The sequence below is a fragment of the Janthinobacterium sp. GW821-FHT03C10 genome, assembly GCF_059420865.1.
Genome location: NZ_JBWKUN010000004.1, coordinates 324,963 through 341,531, shown reverse-complemented (window position 1 = coordinate 341,531; position 16,569 = coordinate 324,963). Strand labels below are relative to the sequence as shown.

The following is a 16,569-nucleotide window of genomic DNA, read 5'->3' as shown; positions in this document are numbered from 1 at the left end:
GTCTCTCGATAAGGAAGCCTCCATGCACGACAAGCGCATCAGCATCAGCAAACGCAGCCCGATCACCTGGGTGCCCACCTTGTACTTCGCCCAGGGCTTGCCGTTCTACGCGGTGGCCCTGGTGGCCGGCCTGATGTTCAAGAGCATGGGCGTGCCGAACGACCAGATCGCCCGCTGGACGGGCCTGATCGGCTTTGCCTGGGTGTTCAAGTCGCTGTGGAGTCCCTTCCTCGAGCTGGCGTCGAGCAAGAAGACCATGGTGGTGCTGTTCCAGTTCGCCGGTGGCCTGAGCCTGGGCCTGATCGCGCTGGCCCTGCAAACGCCGCTCTGGTTCGCCGCCTGCATCGCCGTGCTGTTCGTCGCCGCGCTGGCCTCGTCCACGCACGACATCGTCTGCGACGGCCTGTACATCGCCAGCCTGTCGGACAAGCAGCAGGCCGCCTACGCGGGCTGGCAAGGCGCCTTCTTCAATGCCGGCAAATTCATCTCGCTGGGCGGCCTGGTGATCCTGGCCGGCTACCTGGAGAAAAAGATCGGCATCCAGCCCGCCTGGTCGGTGATCTTCCTGATCATCGGCGCCATGATGCTGTCGCTGGCCGCCTACCACCTGTGGGCGCTGCCGCAGGTGCGCAACGCGGCCGTGGCCGACAAGAGCGTGGCGGGCATCAGCCGCACGCTGTGGGACGTGCTGGTGGACTTCCTGAAAAAGCCCGGCATCTGGGGCATGATCGCCTTCATCATCCTGTTCCGCGCGGGCGAGGCGCAAGTGCAGACCATCGGCCCGCTGTTCCTGCGCGAAGCGCGCGAACTGGGCGGCCTGGGCCTGTCGACGACGGAAGTGGGCGCCGTGTACGGCACGGCCGGCACCGTGGCCTTTTTGCTGGGCAGCATAGGCGGCGGTTACTTCACGTCGTGGCTGGGCCTGAAGCGCGCCATGTTCTTCCTGATCCTGGCCATGAACTTGCCGAACCTGGTGTTCTACTACCTGAGCCACAGCATGCCGACCGACCTGACCCTGATCACGGCCGCGCTCAGCGTGGAGATGTTCGGCTATGGCTTCGGCTTCGTCGGCCTGATCCTGTTCATGATGCAGGTGGTTTCTGTCGGCAAGTACCAGACGGCCCACTATGCGTTCGCCACCGGCGTGATGCAGCTGGGCTTCGTGCTGTTCAAGATGATCAGCGGCGACATCCAGACGGCGCTCGGCTACAAGACCTTTTTCCTGTGGGTGCTGGTGTCGGCCGTGCCCGTATTGATCCTGTCGCGCTTCATGCGCATCGGCCCGAAGGATACCTCCGACCCGTCTGACGCCGGCGCCACGTCCGCGCCGGCCAGCGCCAGCTAGGAATCGCACAACCCATGGCACACATCGCTTTAAAGAATATCGTCAAGCTGTACGACGACAAGCACCCCGTCATCCACGGCATCGACCTCGATATCCGCGACGGCGAATTCGTCGTCTTCGTGGGGCCGTCCGGCTGCGGCAAATCGACCCTGCTGCGCATGATCGCCGGGCTGGAAGACATCACCGACGGCGAGCTGCATATCGGCGGCCAGCTGGCCAACGACATCGCGCCGGCCGAGCGGGGCCTGGCCATGGTCTTCCAGAGCTACGCCCTGTATCCGCACATGACGGTGTACGAGAACATGGCCTTCGCCCTCTCCCTGGCCGGGCATAAAAAGGCCGAGGTGCGCGCCGCCGTCGAGCGCGCGGCCGAGATCCTGCAGATCACGCCACTGTTGAAGCGCAAGCCGAAGGATCTGTCGGGCGGCCAGCGCCAGCGCGTGGCCATCGGCCGCGCCATCGTGCGCAAACCGCAGGTCTTCCTGTTCGACGAACCGCTGTCGAACCTCGATGCCTCGCTGCGCGTGCAGATGCGCGTGGAAATCTCGCGCCTGCACCAGGAGCTCAAGACCACCATGATCTACGTCACGCACGACCAGGTCGAGGCGATGACCCTGGGCGAGCGCATCGTCGTCTTCAATGGCGGGCGCATCGAACAGGTGGGCAGTCCGCATGAGCTGTACAACAATCCCGGCAACCTGTTCGTGGCCGGCTTCCTCGGCGCGCCGAAGATGAACTTCATCGCTTGCGACGCCGTCGCCTGCGGTCCCGGCACGGTGGCCGTGCGCCTGCCCGGCGGCGCCGTGATCGACGTCGAAGCGCACGGCGAGAGCGTGGCGCCGGGCGAGCGGCTGACCCTGGGCGTGCGGGCCGAGCACGTCAGTCTGCAGGACAGGGAGACGGCGGGCGGCCATGCGGGAAACAACGTCGTCGACGCGGCCGTCAGCCATGTCGAATACCTGGGCGACGTGGCCATCGTCTACGCCAGCATGCCGGGCGTGAGCGAGATGCTGGCCGTCAAGCTGCCGGCCGAGGATGGCTTGCGCCAGTCGGGCGACGCCATGCGCCTGCATCTGCCGCCGCAGCGCTGCCTGCTGTTCAATGCCAAAGGGCAAGCCCTGGCGCGCACGTTTGGCGCTCCAGCCCAGCCGTTTATGTGACAATGCCGTTGTTTACCATGCTGCCGCCCTTTGACTTGTGCGGTCAGGATGGCAGAATACGTGTTTTTTTAAGATTCCCTGCCCCCGGCAAATGCCGCCGCACACTGTTGCGGCAACCAGTACCGGAGCGTATTTTTGTTATTGATTGAAGGATAACCCATGTCCCAATTCCGCCTTGCCCGTCTTAGCCTGCTCCTGGCCGCCATCGGCCTGAACGTCCTGCCAGCCCTGTCGCACGCGCAGGATGCCAAACCGGCCGCCGCTGCCGCTGCCGCGCCGGCCGACTCGGTGCGTCCTGAAGTGTTCAAGCTGCTCGATCCGGTTGCCGTGAAGGCATCGATGGATGCGAAAAACTACGCCGACGTACAAAGCCGCATCGACCAGGCTGCCGCCATTCCCGCCCTGACGCCGTATGAAACGTTCGTGCTGAACCGCCTGCGCGTGGCACTGGCCTCGACCACGAACAATGCACCGATGGCCATGACGGCGCTGGAAGCGGTCATCGAATCGGGCAAGCTGGACAAGAAAGCCCAGGGCGACTTCATCCAGGCGCTGGCCAACTACCACTACAACGCCAAGGATTATCCAAACGCCATCAAGTGGTTCACCCGCTACCAGACGGAAACAGGCGACGTGGCCACCATGCGCCCGTACATCATCCGCGCCTACTACTTCAGCAATGATTTCGCGCGCGCGAAACAGGAACTGATGGCCGACCTGACGGCCAAGCAGCAAGCGGGCAAGACGCCGACCATCGAAGAACTGCAATTGCTGGCCAATACGGGTTCGAAAAGCAAGGACCCGGCTACCTACCTGGTCGCCATGGAAAACCTGGTGCGCTACTACCCGTCGGATGACTACTGGAGCGATCTGCTGAGCCGCACGCAAGGCAAGGCCGGCTATTCCGACCGCTTCGCGCTGGACGTGCTGCGCCTGCAATTCAAGGCCGTGGGCACCATGCCGCCGCAAGATTACAGCGACATGGCTGAAATTGCCTTGCAGAATGCCTTCCCGACGGAAGCGAAAAAAGTGCTGGACGCCGGCTTTGCCAAAGGCGTGCTGGGCACGGGCGCAAATGCCGCCAAGCACAAGAAACTGCGCGACCAGGCCAACAAGGCTGCCGCCGACGATGCGAAGAACATCGCCAGCGGCGAAGCGTCGGCCATGAAGAGCAAGGATGGCACGGGCTTGATCAACCTCGGCTACGCCTTCGTGACGATGGACCAGTTCGACAAAGGTATCGACCTGATCCAGAAAGGTATCGCCAAGGGCGGCCTGAAGCGTCCTGAAGACGCCAAACTGCGCCTCGGTTATTCCTACGCCATGGCCGGCAAGAAAGATGACGCCATCAAGGTCCTGGAAACGGTCAAGGGCGGCGATGGCGTGGCCGACCTGGCACGCTACTGGATCCTGTGGCTGAACCGTCCTGCCACGGCAGCGGCGGCACCGGCGGCAGCGGCACAGTAATTCCTGTTCCCGCCAGCATGCGCAAGGCAGTTCCCGGCTCACGCCGGGGCTGCTTTTTTTTCGACCTTTGCCCTCCTTCCATGCCGCCAGCCACTGTCGCCACTGCCACCGCCGCCGAACGATTGACCAGCCTGGACGCCTTCCGCGGCTGCGTGATCGTCGTCATGATCTGGGTCAACTATCTGGCCGGCATGCCCGGCATCGCCTGGTGGCTCGAGCATGCGGGTCCGCGCGCCGACGGCATCACCCTGCCCGACCTGGTCTTTCCCGGCTTCCTGTTCATGGTCGGCATGGCCATACCGCTGGCCTTGCAGCGCCATTGCGGCCACGTCACGCCCGCCCTGCTGGGGCGCCTGCTGTGGCGCTCCGGCAGCCTGATGCTGGCCGGCGTGGTGCTGGCCAATGCCTACCGCTACGATGCGCAGGCGGCGCCGCTGCCGCACGCCGTCTACTTCCTGCTGTTTTATGTGGCCATGATGCTGCTGTGGCGCCAGGGCGCGGGCAAGCTGGAGCTGGCCGTGGGTGGAGCGCTGATGCTGTTCCTGCTGGCGACGTTCCGTGGAGAACTGAACAGCGAGTTTTCCAGCACCTGGCTGCAGCCGTCGTGGTGGGGCATCCTCGGCATGATAGGCTGGTCCTACCTGCTGTGCAGCCTGCTTTACCTGGCGTGCCGGGGCAGCGGCACGGCCCTGATGGGCATATTTGCCCTGCTGCTCGTGCTGTACATGGGCGGCACGGCGGGCAGCCTGGATTTCCTGCCTGCAGGCATCAATGCCTTCGTCAACGTGCCGCAGGTGCTCGGCTCGACGGCCGCCAATGTACTGGCCGGCACCCTGGTGGGCCAGCTGTTCCTGCGCGGCGCCGCCCTGAGCCATGGGCAGCGCATCCGCTTCATGGCATGGTTCGCGCTGGGACTGTTCGCTGCCGGCCTGCTGCTGCGGCCGTATCACCACATCAACAAGATCGCGGCGACGGAATCCTACACACTCGTGTGCAGCGCCCTCATCCTGGCCCTGTTCCTCGTGTTTTATATCGTCATCGACGTGTGGCGCTGGCGCGCCTGGGCCGTGGTGCTCTTGCCGGCCGGCACCAATGCCCTGTTCGCCTACATCGTGCCCGACCTGTGGCAGCAGCTGGCGGCCGTGCTGCACCTGCCGCGCTTCTGGTGGCAGTATTGGGAAACGGGCGGCGCGGCCGGCCTGTGGGTTGCCGCCGCCGTCACCGCCCTGATGCTGCTGTTGACCGCCGTGGCCACCCGTTGCGGGCTGAAGCTGAAGTTCTAGCGCTAGACTTTGATATAAATCTTGCGCTTGTCCATCGCATAGGCGATCAGCCAGCACAGCAGCATGAAGCTGACGGCAAACAGCAGCGAGCCCACGCGCGCCGGCGCCCAGCCCGTAAACCAGTGCTGGTACAGCCACTGGTACAGGTTGCCGCCGCCGATGCGCACGGTAAACGCGATGATCACCAGCACTTCCGACACCAGGTAGATGAACAGGGTGTTCTTGCCGAAGACTTCAAAAAAATACGTCCAGCCCGTGCTCTTGCGCACGTCGATGACGAACATCAGCAGCGTCAGCAGCAGCAAGTCCAGACCGATACCGAGCATCACATAGGAGCTGCTCCACAGCTTCTTATTGATCGGAAACACTTCATTCCAGCACAAGGCCACGGCTACGCAGATGACGCCGGCCACGGCCAGTTGATACAAGCTGGAGCGCAGCCGTGCCGGCGCCGCCTGGCGCACGAAACTGCCCGCCAGGTAGCCGGCGATGACGTTGACGATGGCCGGCAAGGTGCCGAGCACGCCTTCCGGGTCGAAGGCGATGCCCTCGCCGTGGTACAAATGGCTGTCGCCCAGCAAGATCAGGTCCAGCTTGGCCGGCGCATTGCCGTGCAGGCTGTAGTCGCCAAAACAGGCCAGGATGGCCCAGTAGCCGAGCAAGGCGCAGGCGCTGAAGACCAGTGCGCCGCGCGTCTTCCAGTAATGGAGGATCAGGGCGGCGGCCAGGTAGCACACGGCGATGCGCTGCAGCACGCCGGGAATGCGCGTGTGCGACAGGGGCGACCAGGCGAACTGGCCCGCGTCGTCGATCTTGAAGAAGGGAAACCAGTACAGTAAGAATCCCAGCAAGAAGATCAGCGCGCTGCGCTTGCACAGCCTGGCCAGCACGGCGCCGTGCCCCAGGTGTTCATACTTGCCCAGCGCAAAGGCCAAGGCATTGCCGACGACAAACAAAAAGCTGGGAAAGACCAGGTCCGTGAGGGTAAATCCATGCCATTCGGCATGCAGGAAAGGCGCATACACGCTGCCCCAGTCGCCAGGGGTATTAACGACGATCATCAGGGCGACGGTCAGGCCCCGCAGGACGTCGAGGGCGAGGTAGCGTTGAGGTGCAATAGTCATGTCAAACAATTCCAAAAGATAAAAACCAGCTCCCCGCTTGTGACGGAAAGCCGGTAAAAAACTACAACTTGGCACGCAGGCCAAAATAGAATTGACGGCCGTTCGAATACAGGGCCGTCGGCTGGTCCTGGTTGGCACCGTAATACTTGAGCACCGGATTGTTCAGGTTCAGCACATCGAAGGTCAGCGAATAGCGCTCGTCGATCTTGTAGTTGAGCGATGCGGCCAGGTTGCCCACGCCATGCACATACTGGGGCGAGCTGCTGAACAGGCCGGCCAGGAAGCTGGAGCGGTAGGTATAGGCCAGGCGCGCGCTCAGCCGCTCGTCCTCGTAATAGCCTTCCAGGTTGTAGGTGCCGCGCGAGCTGCCGACCACGGCGGCGCCATCGTCGGCCTTGCCATTCGTATAGGTGTAATTGCCCACCACGCCGAAACCGCCCCACAAGCCCTGCTGGTAACTGAGTTCCACACCCTTGTTCTTGGCGCCGATATTCGTCGGCGACTGGATCACATAGGTGTTGAATTTCTTGAAGGTATTATTGTAGTAGCTCACGGGCGCCGTACCAAACGTCACGTACGATTTCATGTCCATATAAAAGGCGCCCACGGAGAGCATGGCTTTCGGCGCGAAATACCATTCCAGGGTGGCGTCGTAGTTGGTCGAGCGTATCGGTTTCAGGTCCGGATTGCCGCCCGTTCCCGTCAGCAACTGGTCGTTCAGGTTGACGGCGCCCACCAGGGCGCTGTAGTCGGCGCGCGCCATGGTTTTCGCCACCGCCGCGCGGGCCACCAGGTCTTTGCTCAAGTCAAACTTGATGTTTGCGCTCGGCAGCATATCCGTGTAGCTGTGCTTGACGACGGTGGGCGTGTAGGGGCCGAAAATGTTTTCCTGACCGATAGGGTTCTCGCCGCCCGGCACGTTCGTCACCGTCGTCTGCTGCGTGCGCACCACGCGCACGCCCACGTTGCCGCGCCACTTGTTGCCCGCCAGATTGGCCATGATATAGGCCGCGCTATCCTTTTCCTTCACGTCCAGCTCGGCCGGCCAATTGCGCGAATTCGGGCCGCCCGTATTGTCGTACTTGTTGGCCCACGCCACCAGGTCGGCCGGATCGAGCTGCCAGTAGCGTCCCTGCGCATTGCCGCCCAGGCCCTTGCCGTAGTCGCCCGGGTAGGTGCCGCCATTCCACTTCGGCAAGGGCGCATTCGTCGTGCCGTCGCACACGGCGCAGCTGCGGTTTTCCGGCCACGCCACATTGCGGTGGTGTTCCGCGTAGCGCGCGCCGAACTTCAGCGATTCCAGCACGCCGTAATCCATGCTCAGTTCGCCATCGGCCTGGCCATATTTCTCGGTGTCCAGGGTTTCCACATGGGAACCCCAGGCCGATGCCGTCACCGCATTGGAGAATCTGGAAACGTCGAGACCGGGGAAATTCAGCCTGGCCGGCGACAGGCCGTTCAGCTGGTACGACACGCCCACGCCCGTCAAGCCCGCCTCATAGCCGAGGTCGACGGGCGTCTCGCCGATGCCACGCGTGTAGCCGAGGCTGCCAGTGATGCGCAGGCGCTCGCTGGCGCGGTAGCTGCCGTTGAAGTCCACATACGCAGTCGACGAGTTCGAGCCGGGGCGGTAGATCTGATCGACCAGGGCCGGATACAGCTGGCCGTTATAGGGCGTGGTGGAATTGGCGGCAGGAAACTGCGACGCGGGAAAGTCGGCCGCCACCAGGGTATTGTTCTTGACCGTAAACGCGCTGGGAATCACGCCCACATGCTTGCCGTCATTGTCGACGGCATTCAGGTTGGCGCCGGGCTGGTTATAAAAGCTGCGGTTGTAATTGGCTGCGTCCAGCTTGGAATAGAAGCCGTTGACGTCCAGCATCAAATCAGACGTCGGCTTGAATTGCAGGTCGATGCTGCCGCCCTGTCGCTTGCGCACCTGTTCGAACAGGGCCGAGTTGATGCCCAGCGGTGCCAGCACGCCGGCCAGTTCCGGATGCTTTTGCGCGGCCGGGCTATTGGCGTCGATGGCGCCATAACCGAAGAATTCCTGCCCGTCGCGGCGTTCGTGGCGCTTCTCGGAAAACACCTGGAACAGCACGCCCATGGTCTTCGCTTCGTTCTTCCAGTTGAACAGGGCATTCATTTGCGGATCGGTCTTGCCCGGCAAGTCCGCGTAGATGGCTTGCACGGCCAGCTCGGCCGTGAACGGCTGCTTGAAACTGAGGGGCTTGCGCGTCTCGATATTGATGGAGCCGGCCACGCCGCCTTCCACCAGGTCCGCCTGCGCGCTCTTTTGCACGGTGACGCGGCTGACGATTTCGGACGGCAGCAAGGCAAAGCTGACGCTGCGCCCCACAGTGCCCACCTGGTCCGTGACAAACCAGTCGCCCGTGCCCACGGCGTGGCCGTTGATCAGGGTTTGCGTCAGGCTGGGGCTGGTGCCGCGGATGCTGACCCGGTCATTTTCCGAGAAGCCACCCTCGCCGCCGGCCGACGAGGAAATGTTGACGCCAGGCACGCGCTGCACGGCATCGGCCACGTTCTTGTCGGGCAACTTGCCGATGTCTTCCGCGCTGACGACGTCGATCACGGAATCGCTGTTGCGCTTCTGGCTCAGCGATTGCTCCAGCGAGGCGCGGATGCCAGTGACGACCACTTCCTGCATGGGGGCTTGCTGCGCCTGGGCAGCCATGCTCATGGACAGCAAGGCTGCGGCGGCGGCGATGGGATGTAATACGGGATGCAAACGACTGTTCATAGACTCCTCGATTATAGGTATGCCCGCAGATGGCGGGACGGTTTTATATGAGTACAGACGGCAGGCGCCCTGCCATGGCGCCGAAAAAAAAGGCAAGCTCCCGAAACAGGAACTTGCCTTGAAAAGACCGAGGAAGACCCGGCCAGACGCGTGCGCATCAGGCCAGATCGTCTTGTTTACAGCTTGGCGCGCAGGCCCAGGTAGAAAGTACGGCCGTTGCTATAGAAAGCGCGTGGCTGATCCTTGTTTTCCGCGTACATCTTGATGGTCGTGTTCGTCAAGTTAAGCGCATCGAACGTGATCGTGAAATGTTCGTTGATCTTGTAGTTGAGCGAACCGGCCAGGCCGCCGGCGCCGGCAACGTGCTGGCTGGCGCCACGGTCCACGCCCGCTTTGTAAGCCGAACGGTAGTTGTAGGCCAGGCGTGCGCTGAGGGCATTGGCTTCGTAGAAGGCCGTCAGGTTGTACGTGCTGCGCGATGCATTGACCAGTTCATCACCATTGTCCAGCTTGCCATCGGCATAGGTGTAGTTGGCCAAAATGCCGAAGTCGCCGAACAGCGGTTGCTGATAGCTGAACTCAGCGCCCTTGTTCTTGCCGCTGGTATTGAATGGCGACGTGATCTGGTACACGGCGTTGGCATTGCGCTTGCTGTTGAAGTAGGTAGCGTTGACGGTACCGTTCGACACGACCGATTTCAGGTCCATGTAGAACAGGCCCACCGAGAAGGCCGACTTCGGTGCGAAATACCATTCGGCGCTGACTTCGGCGTTATCCGACTTCACCGGATTGAGGTTGACGTTGCCGCCGCTGCCGCTCAATGCATCGTCGTTCAGCGATACCGAACCACCAAGCGCGCTGTAGTCGGGACGGGCGATGGTGCGGGCCACGGCGGCGCGCACCACCAGGTCGTTGCGCACATCGAACTTGATGTTGGCGCTAGGCAAGAAATCGTTGTAGCTGCGCTCATACAGATGCTGCGAGTAGGCACCCCAGTCGGAACCGGTGATCGGGCCGCCGGCCTGGTTCACCAGGGTCGACTGCTTGGTGTGAACGGCGCGCAGGCCGAAGTTGCCGCTCCAGTTGTCGCCCGTCAGGTTGGCCATGGCATAGATTGCCGAGGTTTTTTCCTTCAGCTTGAATTCGTCGGTCCAGTTATGGCGACGCACGTAGTCGAACAGACGGTTGCCCGGTGCCGCGCCCCACGCACCCAGTGCCGAACCGTCGTACTTGAAGTAGTTGCTCGACAGGTTGCCGCCCAGGTTGTTGGCGAAGTCGCTCGGGTACATCGTGCCATTCCACACGGGGCCCGGATTGGAGAAGCCCAGGTCGCCCGGACGGGTTTCGAACGGATGCTCCGCATCGCGCTTGTGATCGGTCAAACGGCCACCGAACTTGACGGAATCCCATATACCCGACGACAGGCGCAGCTCCGCATCGATCTGCGCATATTTTTCCTGGTCGACGGAACGCGATTCGCCGCCGCCGGCCCATGCCGTCGAGCCTGGCTTGGTGGTGGTGCCGCCCGGATAGGAAACACTGGCCGGACTCATGCCGTTCAATTGATACACCATGCCGCCATCGACGTTGTTCTGGTAGTACACATCGTCGCGGTCATAGCCGACGCCATGGGTCTTGCCCAGCTTGCCGGTCAGGGTCAGGTCCTTGGTGGCGCGGTATTTGAAGTTGAAATCGAGGTAGTACGATTCGCCGCCAGCATCAGGACGGTAGATATTGTCCACTTCGCCAGAGTTTTTTGCGAAGGTAGCGCCTGTCAGCGTGCCATTCTTGACCGTGTAGTTGGTCGGCACCTGACCGGTCGAGACACCTTTATCGTTGGTACTGTTCACCGAGTTGGCCGGTGCAGCCAGCCAGTTGGTGTTTTGATGCGGTGCCTTCAGTTGCGAATAGAAGCCGTTCACGTCCAGGGTCAGGTCCTTGCTGGGCTTGAATTCGATGTCGAATGCACCGCCTTCGCGGGTTTTCTTTTGCTCGAACAGGCTGGCGCCGATAAAGGTCGGCACTTTTACGCCGGCCAGTTCAGGATGGGCCAAGGCCGCATTGCTGGTAGCGGAGATCGGCGTATAGCCGAGGATTTCCTGGCCATCGCGGCGCACCGTCGATTTTTGCGAGAAACCCTGCACCATGATGCCCAGGGTATTCGTGTCATTCTTCCAGTTCACCAGGCCGGAGAACTGCGGGTCCGTCTTGCCGGCCAGGTCATTATGGAAAGCCTGGATCGAGCCTTCGGCCGTGATCTGATTCTTGAATTCCAGCGGACGACGGGTGATCACGTCGATCACGCCCGAGACGCCGCCTTCAGGCAGGTCAGCCGTGGCGCTCTTGTGCACGACAACGGAGCTCACCAACTCCGATGGCAGCAAGGAGAAGCTGCTGCTGCGGCCCACGTTGCCGCCAAATTGATTCAAGACAAACCAGTCGCCCGTGCTGATGGCATGGCCGTTGAACAGGGTTTGCTGGAAGCTGGGGCTGGTGCCGCGCAGGCTGACGCGGTCGTTTTCGCCGAATCCGCCTTCGCCACCGGCCGACGATTGGGTATTCACACCTGGCAGGCGCTGGATCGCGTCAGCCACGTTACGGTCCGGCATCTTGCCGATATCTTCGGCGGTCACCACTTCCACCACGGAATCCGCATTACGTTTTTGCTTCAGCGATTTTTCCAGCGAGGCACGCACGCCGGTCACCGTCACCACGGTGGCCACGTCTTCGGCGGGCGCTTCCTGCGCCTGCGCCGAAAAGGACAGACCGGCGACCATCACGGCAACGGCCGCAGCGATCGGCGTACGGCTACGCGAACCGGATTTCACGACGGCAGCTGCAGGTGTCAAATTGCGTTTCATGTACTCCCCCTTGATTTAGGCTCCAGGATTGGAGCCTTTTCATTTTTAACGTAGGTCTTCTTTCCAGCCCGCCCACTCTCGCCGGCATGCTGCAGACCCTTCGGCACAACCACTTACAAAACCAATTCAACGCCAATATACTACTATCCAATACCAGAATACTACCAGTTGCAACTTTTTTTTTATAACGTTGCTTGAATCACACAGACCACTTCACCTGAATCAATCCGTAGCCCGTACAGCCGGCCTAAATATCAGCGAGGGCAGGCATAAATTGCCGGCCTGATAATTCAAATTGGTTTTACAACGGTCTTTTTTGGTATTATCCAGCGACACAAAACAGATACAGAGCGCGTCTGCAACGCGCCGTAACGGAGACCCTCAGCGTATGACAACCCTGGCTCACATCATGCAAGGCCTGGGGCAGACGAGCAGCCTGCCCCTGTACCAGCAACTGCAGCGCGCGCTGCGCGAAGCGATCGACAAGCGCATCCTCGGCCCCGACGAAGCCCTGCCGGCCGAGCGCCAGCTGGCCAGCGACCTGGCCGTCTCGCGCATCACCGTGCGCAAGGCCATCGATGGCCTCGTCAACGAAGGCTTGCTCGTGCGGCGCCCCGGCTCGGGCAATTTCATTAATACGCGCATCGAGAAAAACTTCGCCAAGCTGACCTCGTTTTCGGAGGACATGCGGGCGCGCGGCCGCACGCCGCGCAGCGTGTGGCTCAAGCGCGCAGAAGGCACGGTGACGCCGGAAGAAGCCTTGCGCCTGCGGCTGTCGCCGGGCGCGCCCGTGTACCGCTTCCACCGCATCCGCTATGCGGACGAGGTACCGATGTGCCTGGAATACGCGACCATCGTCGCCAGTTGCCTGCCGGCGCTCGACGCCGTCGACGTCTCGATGTACGACGCGCTGGAACAGGCGGGCAACCGGCCCGTGCGCGCCTTGCAGCGCCTCAGCGCCTTGTTGCTGACAGGGGAGCAGGCCAGCCTGCTGCAGGCGGAGGAAGGCGACGCGGGCTTGTCGGTGGAAAGGCTGGGTTTTTTGCGCGACGGCCGCGCCGTGGAATTTTGCCGCTCCTACTTCCGCGGCGATATGTATGACTTCGTGGCTGAATTAAGTACCAATTAATACCAATCGCCCCATTTCACAAATACCAGATAACACCACTTATTGCAGTGCAATATATATTCCGGCAGCGCCGACTATATATGCACGGCAATGGTGAATTCATCGGCGGCGATTATGTAGCCAGCCTATGGCAAATATAAAAAGCGCCGCGCAATGCGATTTTGCGCATTGCAGCAAAGCCTGACATTCCCCGTCAGGCAGCGGGCGCGGCGCGGCGTCCCGCGCACAGCAACATCACGCCCAGCGCCACGCACAGCCAGCCGAACAGCGGTCCCAGCCATCCTGCCCAAGTGGCGACGGGCGGGTGTGCCGGCAACGGCGCCAGCAAGGTGCTGCCCGGCATGGCGCTGCTGGCCCGCTCCGCCAGCACGCGGCCATACGCGTCGCTGACCGTCAGTACCCCCTCGCGCGCCGCGCGCAGCACGGCATAGCCGTTTTCCACGCCGCGCACCACCGTCATGCGCGCCCCCATCCAGCCGTCCAACTGGAAATCCCAGGCCGGCACCAGCATCACCTGCGCCCCGGCCGCGCCATACGCCTGTCCCAGGGGCGCGAAATGCATGTCCTTGCAGATGGCCAGGCCCATGGCCAGACCCGCCACCGGCTGCACTGCATACGCGTTGCCCGCAAGAAACTCGCGCTCGGGCGGCGCCAGGTGATGTTTCTGATAGCTGACGGGCGCGACGCCATCGGGGGAAAACAGCCAGGCCAGGTTGCGCCGGCCGGCAACGTCCTGCACGCCGATGCCGAGAACGATCCACATGCCCGTGCCGCGCGCCAGCGCCTGGAAACGCTGCCGCACGGCATCCGCCTGCGCGGGCGCCAGCACGGCTATCTTTTCCGGCAACAGCACCAGCCGGGCGCCCTGCCCGGCCAGCTGTTCGATGTGGCGCGCGTACTGGTCCCAGACGGCTTGCGCGCGCGCCGGCGGCGTGGCCGGGCCGATGAAGTCGTCGATGGCCGCCAGCCCCGCCAGCGGCCCGCCTGGGCTTGGTGCGCCTGGCACGCGCCAGGCGCCAGCGGCAAAGGCGGCCGCCAGCAGCAGCACGGCCGCGCCCGCCGCTGGCGCATACGCGCGCCCGCCGGCCAGCAGCAAGGCCAGCGCGGACGGCGCCAGGCACAGCAAGAACAGCAGGCCAGGCACGCCGGCCAGGGCCGCCACCTGCAGCACGGCAAGGTTATCGGCTTGCGAATATGCAAGGCTGCCCCAGTTACCATCGGGCAGCAAAGCCGCCATCACGGTATCGACGGCCACCCACAGCACGGGATACGCCAGCACCGTCCACGACGCCCGGTAGCGCAGCACGAGGCGCCGCGCGGCCAGCACCACCAGCAGCCACAACAGTGCCTTGACGACGATCACGGCCAGCACGGCCGGCAAGGGCATGAGCAGGCGAAAATAACTGAAGTTGGATGACAGGCCCAGCACGGCAGCCAGAAACGTCATCCAGGCCGCGTCGCGGCGCGACGCGCGCAGGGCCAGCCACAGCACGGGCAGCGGCGCGCACCAGGCCAGCGGGCCCAGCGGCTGCGGGCCCAGCACCCAGTACAGGGGCAGGCCCGCCGCCAGCGCGGCGGCGATTTGCGACAGGCGCTGGCGCAGCGCGCTACTGCCGGCAACCGGCGCAGACAAGGTGTGGAGCATGCTTATGCTTTCAAGGGGAGCCAGATTTCCACTCCGCCGATGCCGCTGACGGGATCGAATTGCCGGTCGTAGCGTTCAAAGTCGGGCGCATCGGCCGCTTCCAGCCCGGACTGGGGTAGCCACTCGTTCCATACGGTATGCCAGGTGGCGCGGATGGTGGAAATATGCCCGCGGTGATGAAACACGGCGTAGCGGCGCGGCGCGATGCGCAGCCGCGTCCAGCCATCGGGCGCCTGGGAAAAATCGCTGAGCGGCATGCCGCACAGGTAGTCGAAATTGCCCGCGTCGTCATTGTTGCAGCACACGCCATACACGAGCTGGCCAGGCGCCACGTGGGGCAGGAAGCGCTGCCACAGGGCGGGAATGCCGGCAGACGTTTCCGCGCAATAGCGTTCGACGAGGCCCGCCAGCAGCAAGGCGGGGCCTTGCTCGAAATGGGGCGGCGCCAAAGGCTCGCCCGGCGCCACATCCATCTTGATGGCCTCCACCAGCGCCAGGCTGGCGACGTGGCGCTGGGCCCGCACCTTTTCCGGCGTGATGTGGAACTGGTCGCGGAAGGCCCGCGTAAAGGCTTCATGGGAGCTGTAGCCGGCCTGCAGGGCGACGGCAAGGATGTCTTGTGCGCCCTGCGCCAGCGCGTGCGCCGCGACACTGAGCCGGCGCGCCCGCACATAGCGCATCACGGAGTGGCCCGTGGCCAGGCCGAACGCGCGCGTCAGGTGGCAGGGCGAAGCGCCGCCCACCTGGGCGATATCGCCGAGCGAGAGATCGTCCGCAAAATGCGATTCGATATACCAGAGTGCCTTGGCCAGATAGTGCATGAGCGCTTCCCGTTGAACGAGCAGCGACTGTAGCATTTTCAGCAAGCCGTGGCTTGACCGGAATTGCGCAATAACCGGCAAGCGCTTCCTATTTTCTGGTGCGCTTTTCGTGAACGAGCTGGCCGCTGCTGATGCGCGCCAGCTCGGCCATTTCCTGGGCCAGGAAGGCCAGCAGGTCGTCGATGCTGACGACGCCGGAGAGCGCGCCCAGGCTGTTGACCACGGGCAGGCGGCGGATGCCGTTGACGCGCATGCGTTCGATGATGTCGTAGACGTCTTCGTCTTCGCTGGCGGTGAGCAGCTGCGCGCTCATGATGTCGCCCACCAGCAGGCTGGCGGGGTCGAGACCGAGGGCGATGACGGAAATGACGATGTCGCGGTCGGTGAGGATGCCGATGGGGACGCGTTCGCCGTTCGGCTGTTCGGCAACGATCAGGTCGCCCACGTGGTGCTGGCGCATCAGCAGCGCGGCGTCCTGCACGCTGGTGTCACGCTGGCAATGGATGGTATGCAGGGTACAGATGTCGCCGATGCGCATGTCGCCACTCCGTTTGAGGCAGAGTGTCCACGCTACGCCAGCCCGCCGGGGCGGGTTTGAGGCAAATCAATTGAAACGGACTTACTTTTCTTCGGGGGGCGGCAGGAAGCAGGCTTCGACGATCTGCAAGTCGTTATCCTTGGCAAATTCGCGCACGAAGTGAAACGCCATCGGCTCGATCTCGCGCAGCTTGGTGTTGACCACCACCGACTTGACGCCGTTGACCACGGTCGGGCGCACGTAGGGCGAATACTGGAGGTGCGCATTGCGCCCGCCGCCGTCGGGATTGAAACAGGACATCACTCCGCAAAGGCGCTCGGCCCAATCGCTGGGTCGGAATTGCTTGCCATTGCTGGTGAGACCAAGGATGAAGAACTCGTCTGAGAGTTCGTTTTGAGATAACTCGGCCATGTGGCTTGTCGGGACTGGATTGCG

General features: G+C 62.9%; 12 protein-coding genes. 5 read left to right on the top strand and 7 right to left on the bottom strand.

Translation table 11 applies throughout. The features are described 5' to 3' along the window. Positions 1-22 precede the first annotated feature (22 nt). The 4 genes from AC07VH_RS15750 (at position 23) to AC07VH_RS15735 (ending at position 5,255) form a co-directional block, all read left to right on the top strand. Positions 23-1,345, top strand: coding sequence for an MFS transporter (locus AC07VH_RS15750; RefSeq protein ID WP_494788342.1), 1,323 nt, complete (start codon positions 23-25; stop codon positions 1,343-1,345). 14 nt (positions 1,346-1,359) lie between these two features. Further along, entirely contained in the window at positions 1,360-2,505 is a 1,146-nt protein-coding gene (locus AC07VH_RS15745) for an ABC transporter ATP-binding protein (protein ID WP_494788343.1), read from the top strand. A gap of 159 nt (positions 2,506-2,664) precedes the next feature. Beyond that, positions 2,665-3,972: a tetratricopeptide repeat protein gene (locus AC07VH_RS15740; protein ID WP_494788344.1), complete on the top strand. Its 1,308-nt coding sequence runs from the start codon at positions 2,665-2,667 to the stop codon at positions 3,970-3,972. An 80-nt stretch (positions 3,973-4,052) separates the two neighbouring features. Continuing rightward, positions 4,053-5,255, top strand: a complete 1,203-nt coding sequence (locus AC07VH_RS15735; protein ID WP_494788345.1) for a DUF5009 domain-containing protein — start codon at positions 4,053-4,055, stop codon at positions 5,253-5,255. Between the two features lie 2 nt (positions 5,256-5,257). On the opposite strand, the gene AC07VH_RS15730 is transcribed toward AC07VH_RS15735, so the two are convergent. The 3 genes from AC07VH_RS15730 to AC07VH_RS15720 all read right to left on the bottom strand — a co-directional run bounded on the left by AC07VH_RS15730 (position 5,258) and on the right by AC07VH_RS15720 (position 12,001). Continuing rightward, positions 5,258-6,379, bottom strand: coding sequence for an acyltransferase family protein (locus tag AC07VH_RS15730; protein ID WP_494788346.1), 1,122 nt, complete (start codon positions 6,377-6,379; stop codon positions 5,258-5,260). Positions 6,380-6,440: 61 nt separating this feature from the next. Continuing rightward, positions 6,441-9,140 carry a TonB-dependent receptor gene (locus AC07VH_RS15725; protein ID WP_494788347.1) on the bottom strand — a complete coding sequence of 900 codons (2,700 nt, stop codon included), beginning with the start codon at positions 9,138-9,140 and terminating at the stop codon, positions 6,441-6,443. Between the two features lie 176 nt (positions 9,141-9,316). Continuing rightward, entirely contained in the window at positions 9,317-12,001 is a 2,685-nt protein-coding gene (locus tag AC07VH_RS15720; protein ID WP_475414310.1) for a TonB-dependent receptor, read from the bottom strand. Between the two features lie 388 nt (positions 12,002-12,389). On the opposite strand from AC07VH_RS15720, the gene AC07VH_RS15715 reads away from it, so the two are divergent. Beyond that, the gene (locus AC07VH_RS15715; protein ID WP_034759852.1) at positions 12,390-13,130 is read left to right on the top strand and encodes a GntR family transcriptional regulator; all 741 of its coding nucleotides are present in this window, start codon (positions 12,390-12,392) and stop codon (positions 13,128-13,130) included. A gap of 193 nt (positions 13,131-13,323) precedes the next feature. Here AC07VH_RS15715 and AC07VH_RS15710 read toward each other — a convergent pair whose 3' ends face one another. The 4 genes from AC07VH_RS15710 to AC07VH_RS15695 form a co-directional block, all read right to left on the bottom strand. Beyond that, complete coding sequence (locus AC07VH_RS15710) at positions 13,324-14,775, bottom strand: nitrilase-related carbon-nitrogen hydrolase (protein WP_494788348.1); 1,452 nt, start codon at positions 14,773-14,775, stop codon at positions 13,324-13,326. Positions 14,776-14,777: 2 nt separating this feature from the next. Beyond that, positions 14,778-15,596 carry a GyrI-like domain-containing protein gene (locus tag AC07VH_RS15705; RefSeq protein ID WP_494788349.1) on the bottom strand — a complete coding sequence of 273 codons (819 nt, stop codon included), beginning with the start codon at positions 15,594-15,596 and terminating at the stop codon, positions 14,778-14,780. 88 nt (positions 15,597-15,684) lie between these two features. After that, positions 15,685-16,134 carry a CBS domain-containing protein gene (locus AC07VH_RS15700; RefSeq protein ID WP_070221849.1) on the bottom strand — a complete coding sequence of 150 codons (450 nt, stop codon included), beginning with the start codon at positions 16,132-16,134 and terminating at the stop codon, positions 15,685-15,687. Between the two features lie 81 nt (positions 16,135-16,215). Next, a complete protein-coding gene (locus AC07VH_RS15695; RefSeq protein WP_475414307.1) occupies positions 16,216-16,545 on the bottom strand; it encodes a DUF3579 domain-containing protein in 330 nt (109 codons plus the stop codon). Positions 16,546-16,569: the final 24 nt, after the last annotated feature.

Excerpts from the sequence above, each read along its gene's own strand:
- AC07VH_RS15750 (WP_494788342.1), top strand. The coding sequence starts at position 23 with ATGCACGACAAGCGCATCAGCATCAGCAAACGCAGCCCGATCACCTGG.
- AC07VH_RS15745 (WP_494788343.1), top strand. The coding sequence starts at position 1,360 with ATGGCACACATCGCTTTAAAGAATATCGTCAAGCTGTACGACGACAAG.
- AC07VH_RS15740 (WP_494788344.1), top strand. The coding sequence starts at position 2,665 with ATGTCCCAATTCCGCCTTGCCCGTCTTAGCCTGCTCCTGGCCGCCATC.
- AC07VH_RS15735 (WP_494788345.1), top strand. The coding sequence starts at position 4,053 with ATGCCGCCAGCCACTGTCGCCACTGCCACCGCCGCCGAACGATTGACC.
- AC07VH_RS15730 (WP_494788346.1), bottom strand. The coding sequence starts at position 6,379 with ATGACTATTGCACCTCAACGCTACCTCGCCCTCGACGTCCTGCGGGGC.
- AC07VH_RS15725 (WP_494788347.1), bottom strand. The coding sequence starts at position 9,140 with ATGAACAGTCGTTTGCATCCCGTATTACATCCCATCGCCGCCGCCGCA.
- AC07VH_RS15720 (WP_475414310.1), bottom strand. The coding sequence starts at position 12,001 with ATGAAACGCAATTTGACACCTGCAGCTGCCGTCGTGAAATCCGGTTCG.
- AC07VH_RS15715 (WP_034759852.1), top strand. The coding sequence starts at position 12,390 with ATGACAACCCTGGCTCACATCATGCAAGGCCTGGGGCAGACGAGCAGC.
- AC07VH_RS15710 (WP_494788348.1), bottom strand. The coding sequence starts at position 14,775 with ATGCTCCACACCTTGTCTGCGCCGGTTGCCGGCAGTAGCGCGCTGCGC.
- AC07VH_RS15705 (WP_494788349.1), bottom strand. The coding sequence starts at position 15,596 with ATGCACTATCTGGCCAAGGCACTCTGGTATATCGAATCGCATTTTGCG.
- AC07VH_RS15700 (WP_070221849.1), bottom strand. The coding sequence starts at position 16,134 with ATGCGCATCGGCGACATCTGTACCCTGCATACCATCCATTGCCAGCGT.
- AC07VH_RS15695 (WP_475414307.1), bottom strand. The coding sequence starts at position 16,545 with ATGGCCGAGTTATCTCAAAACGAACTCTCAGACGAGTTCTTCATCCTT.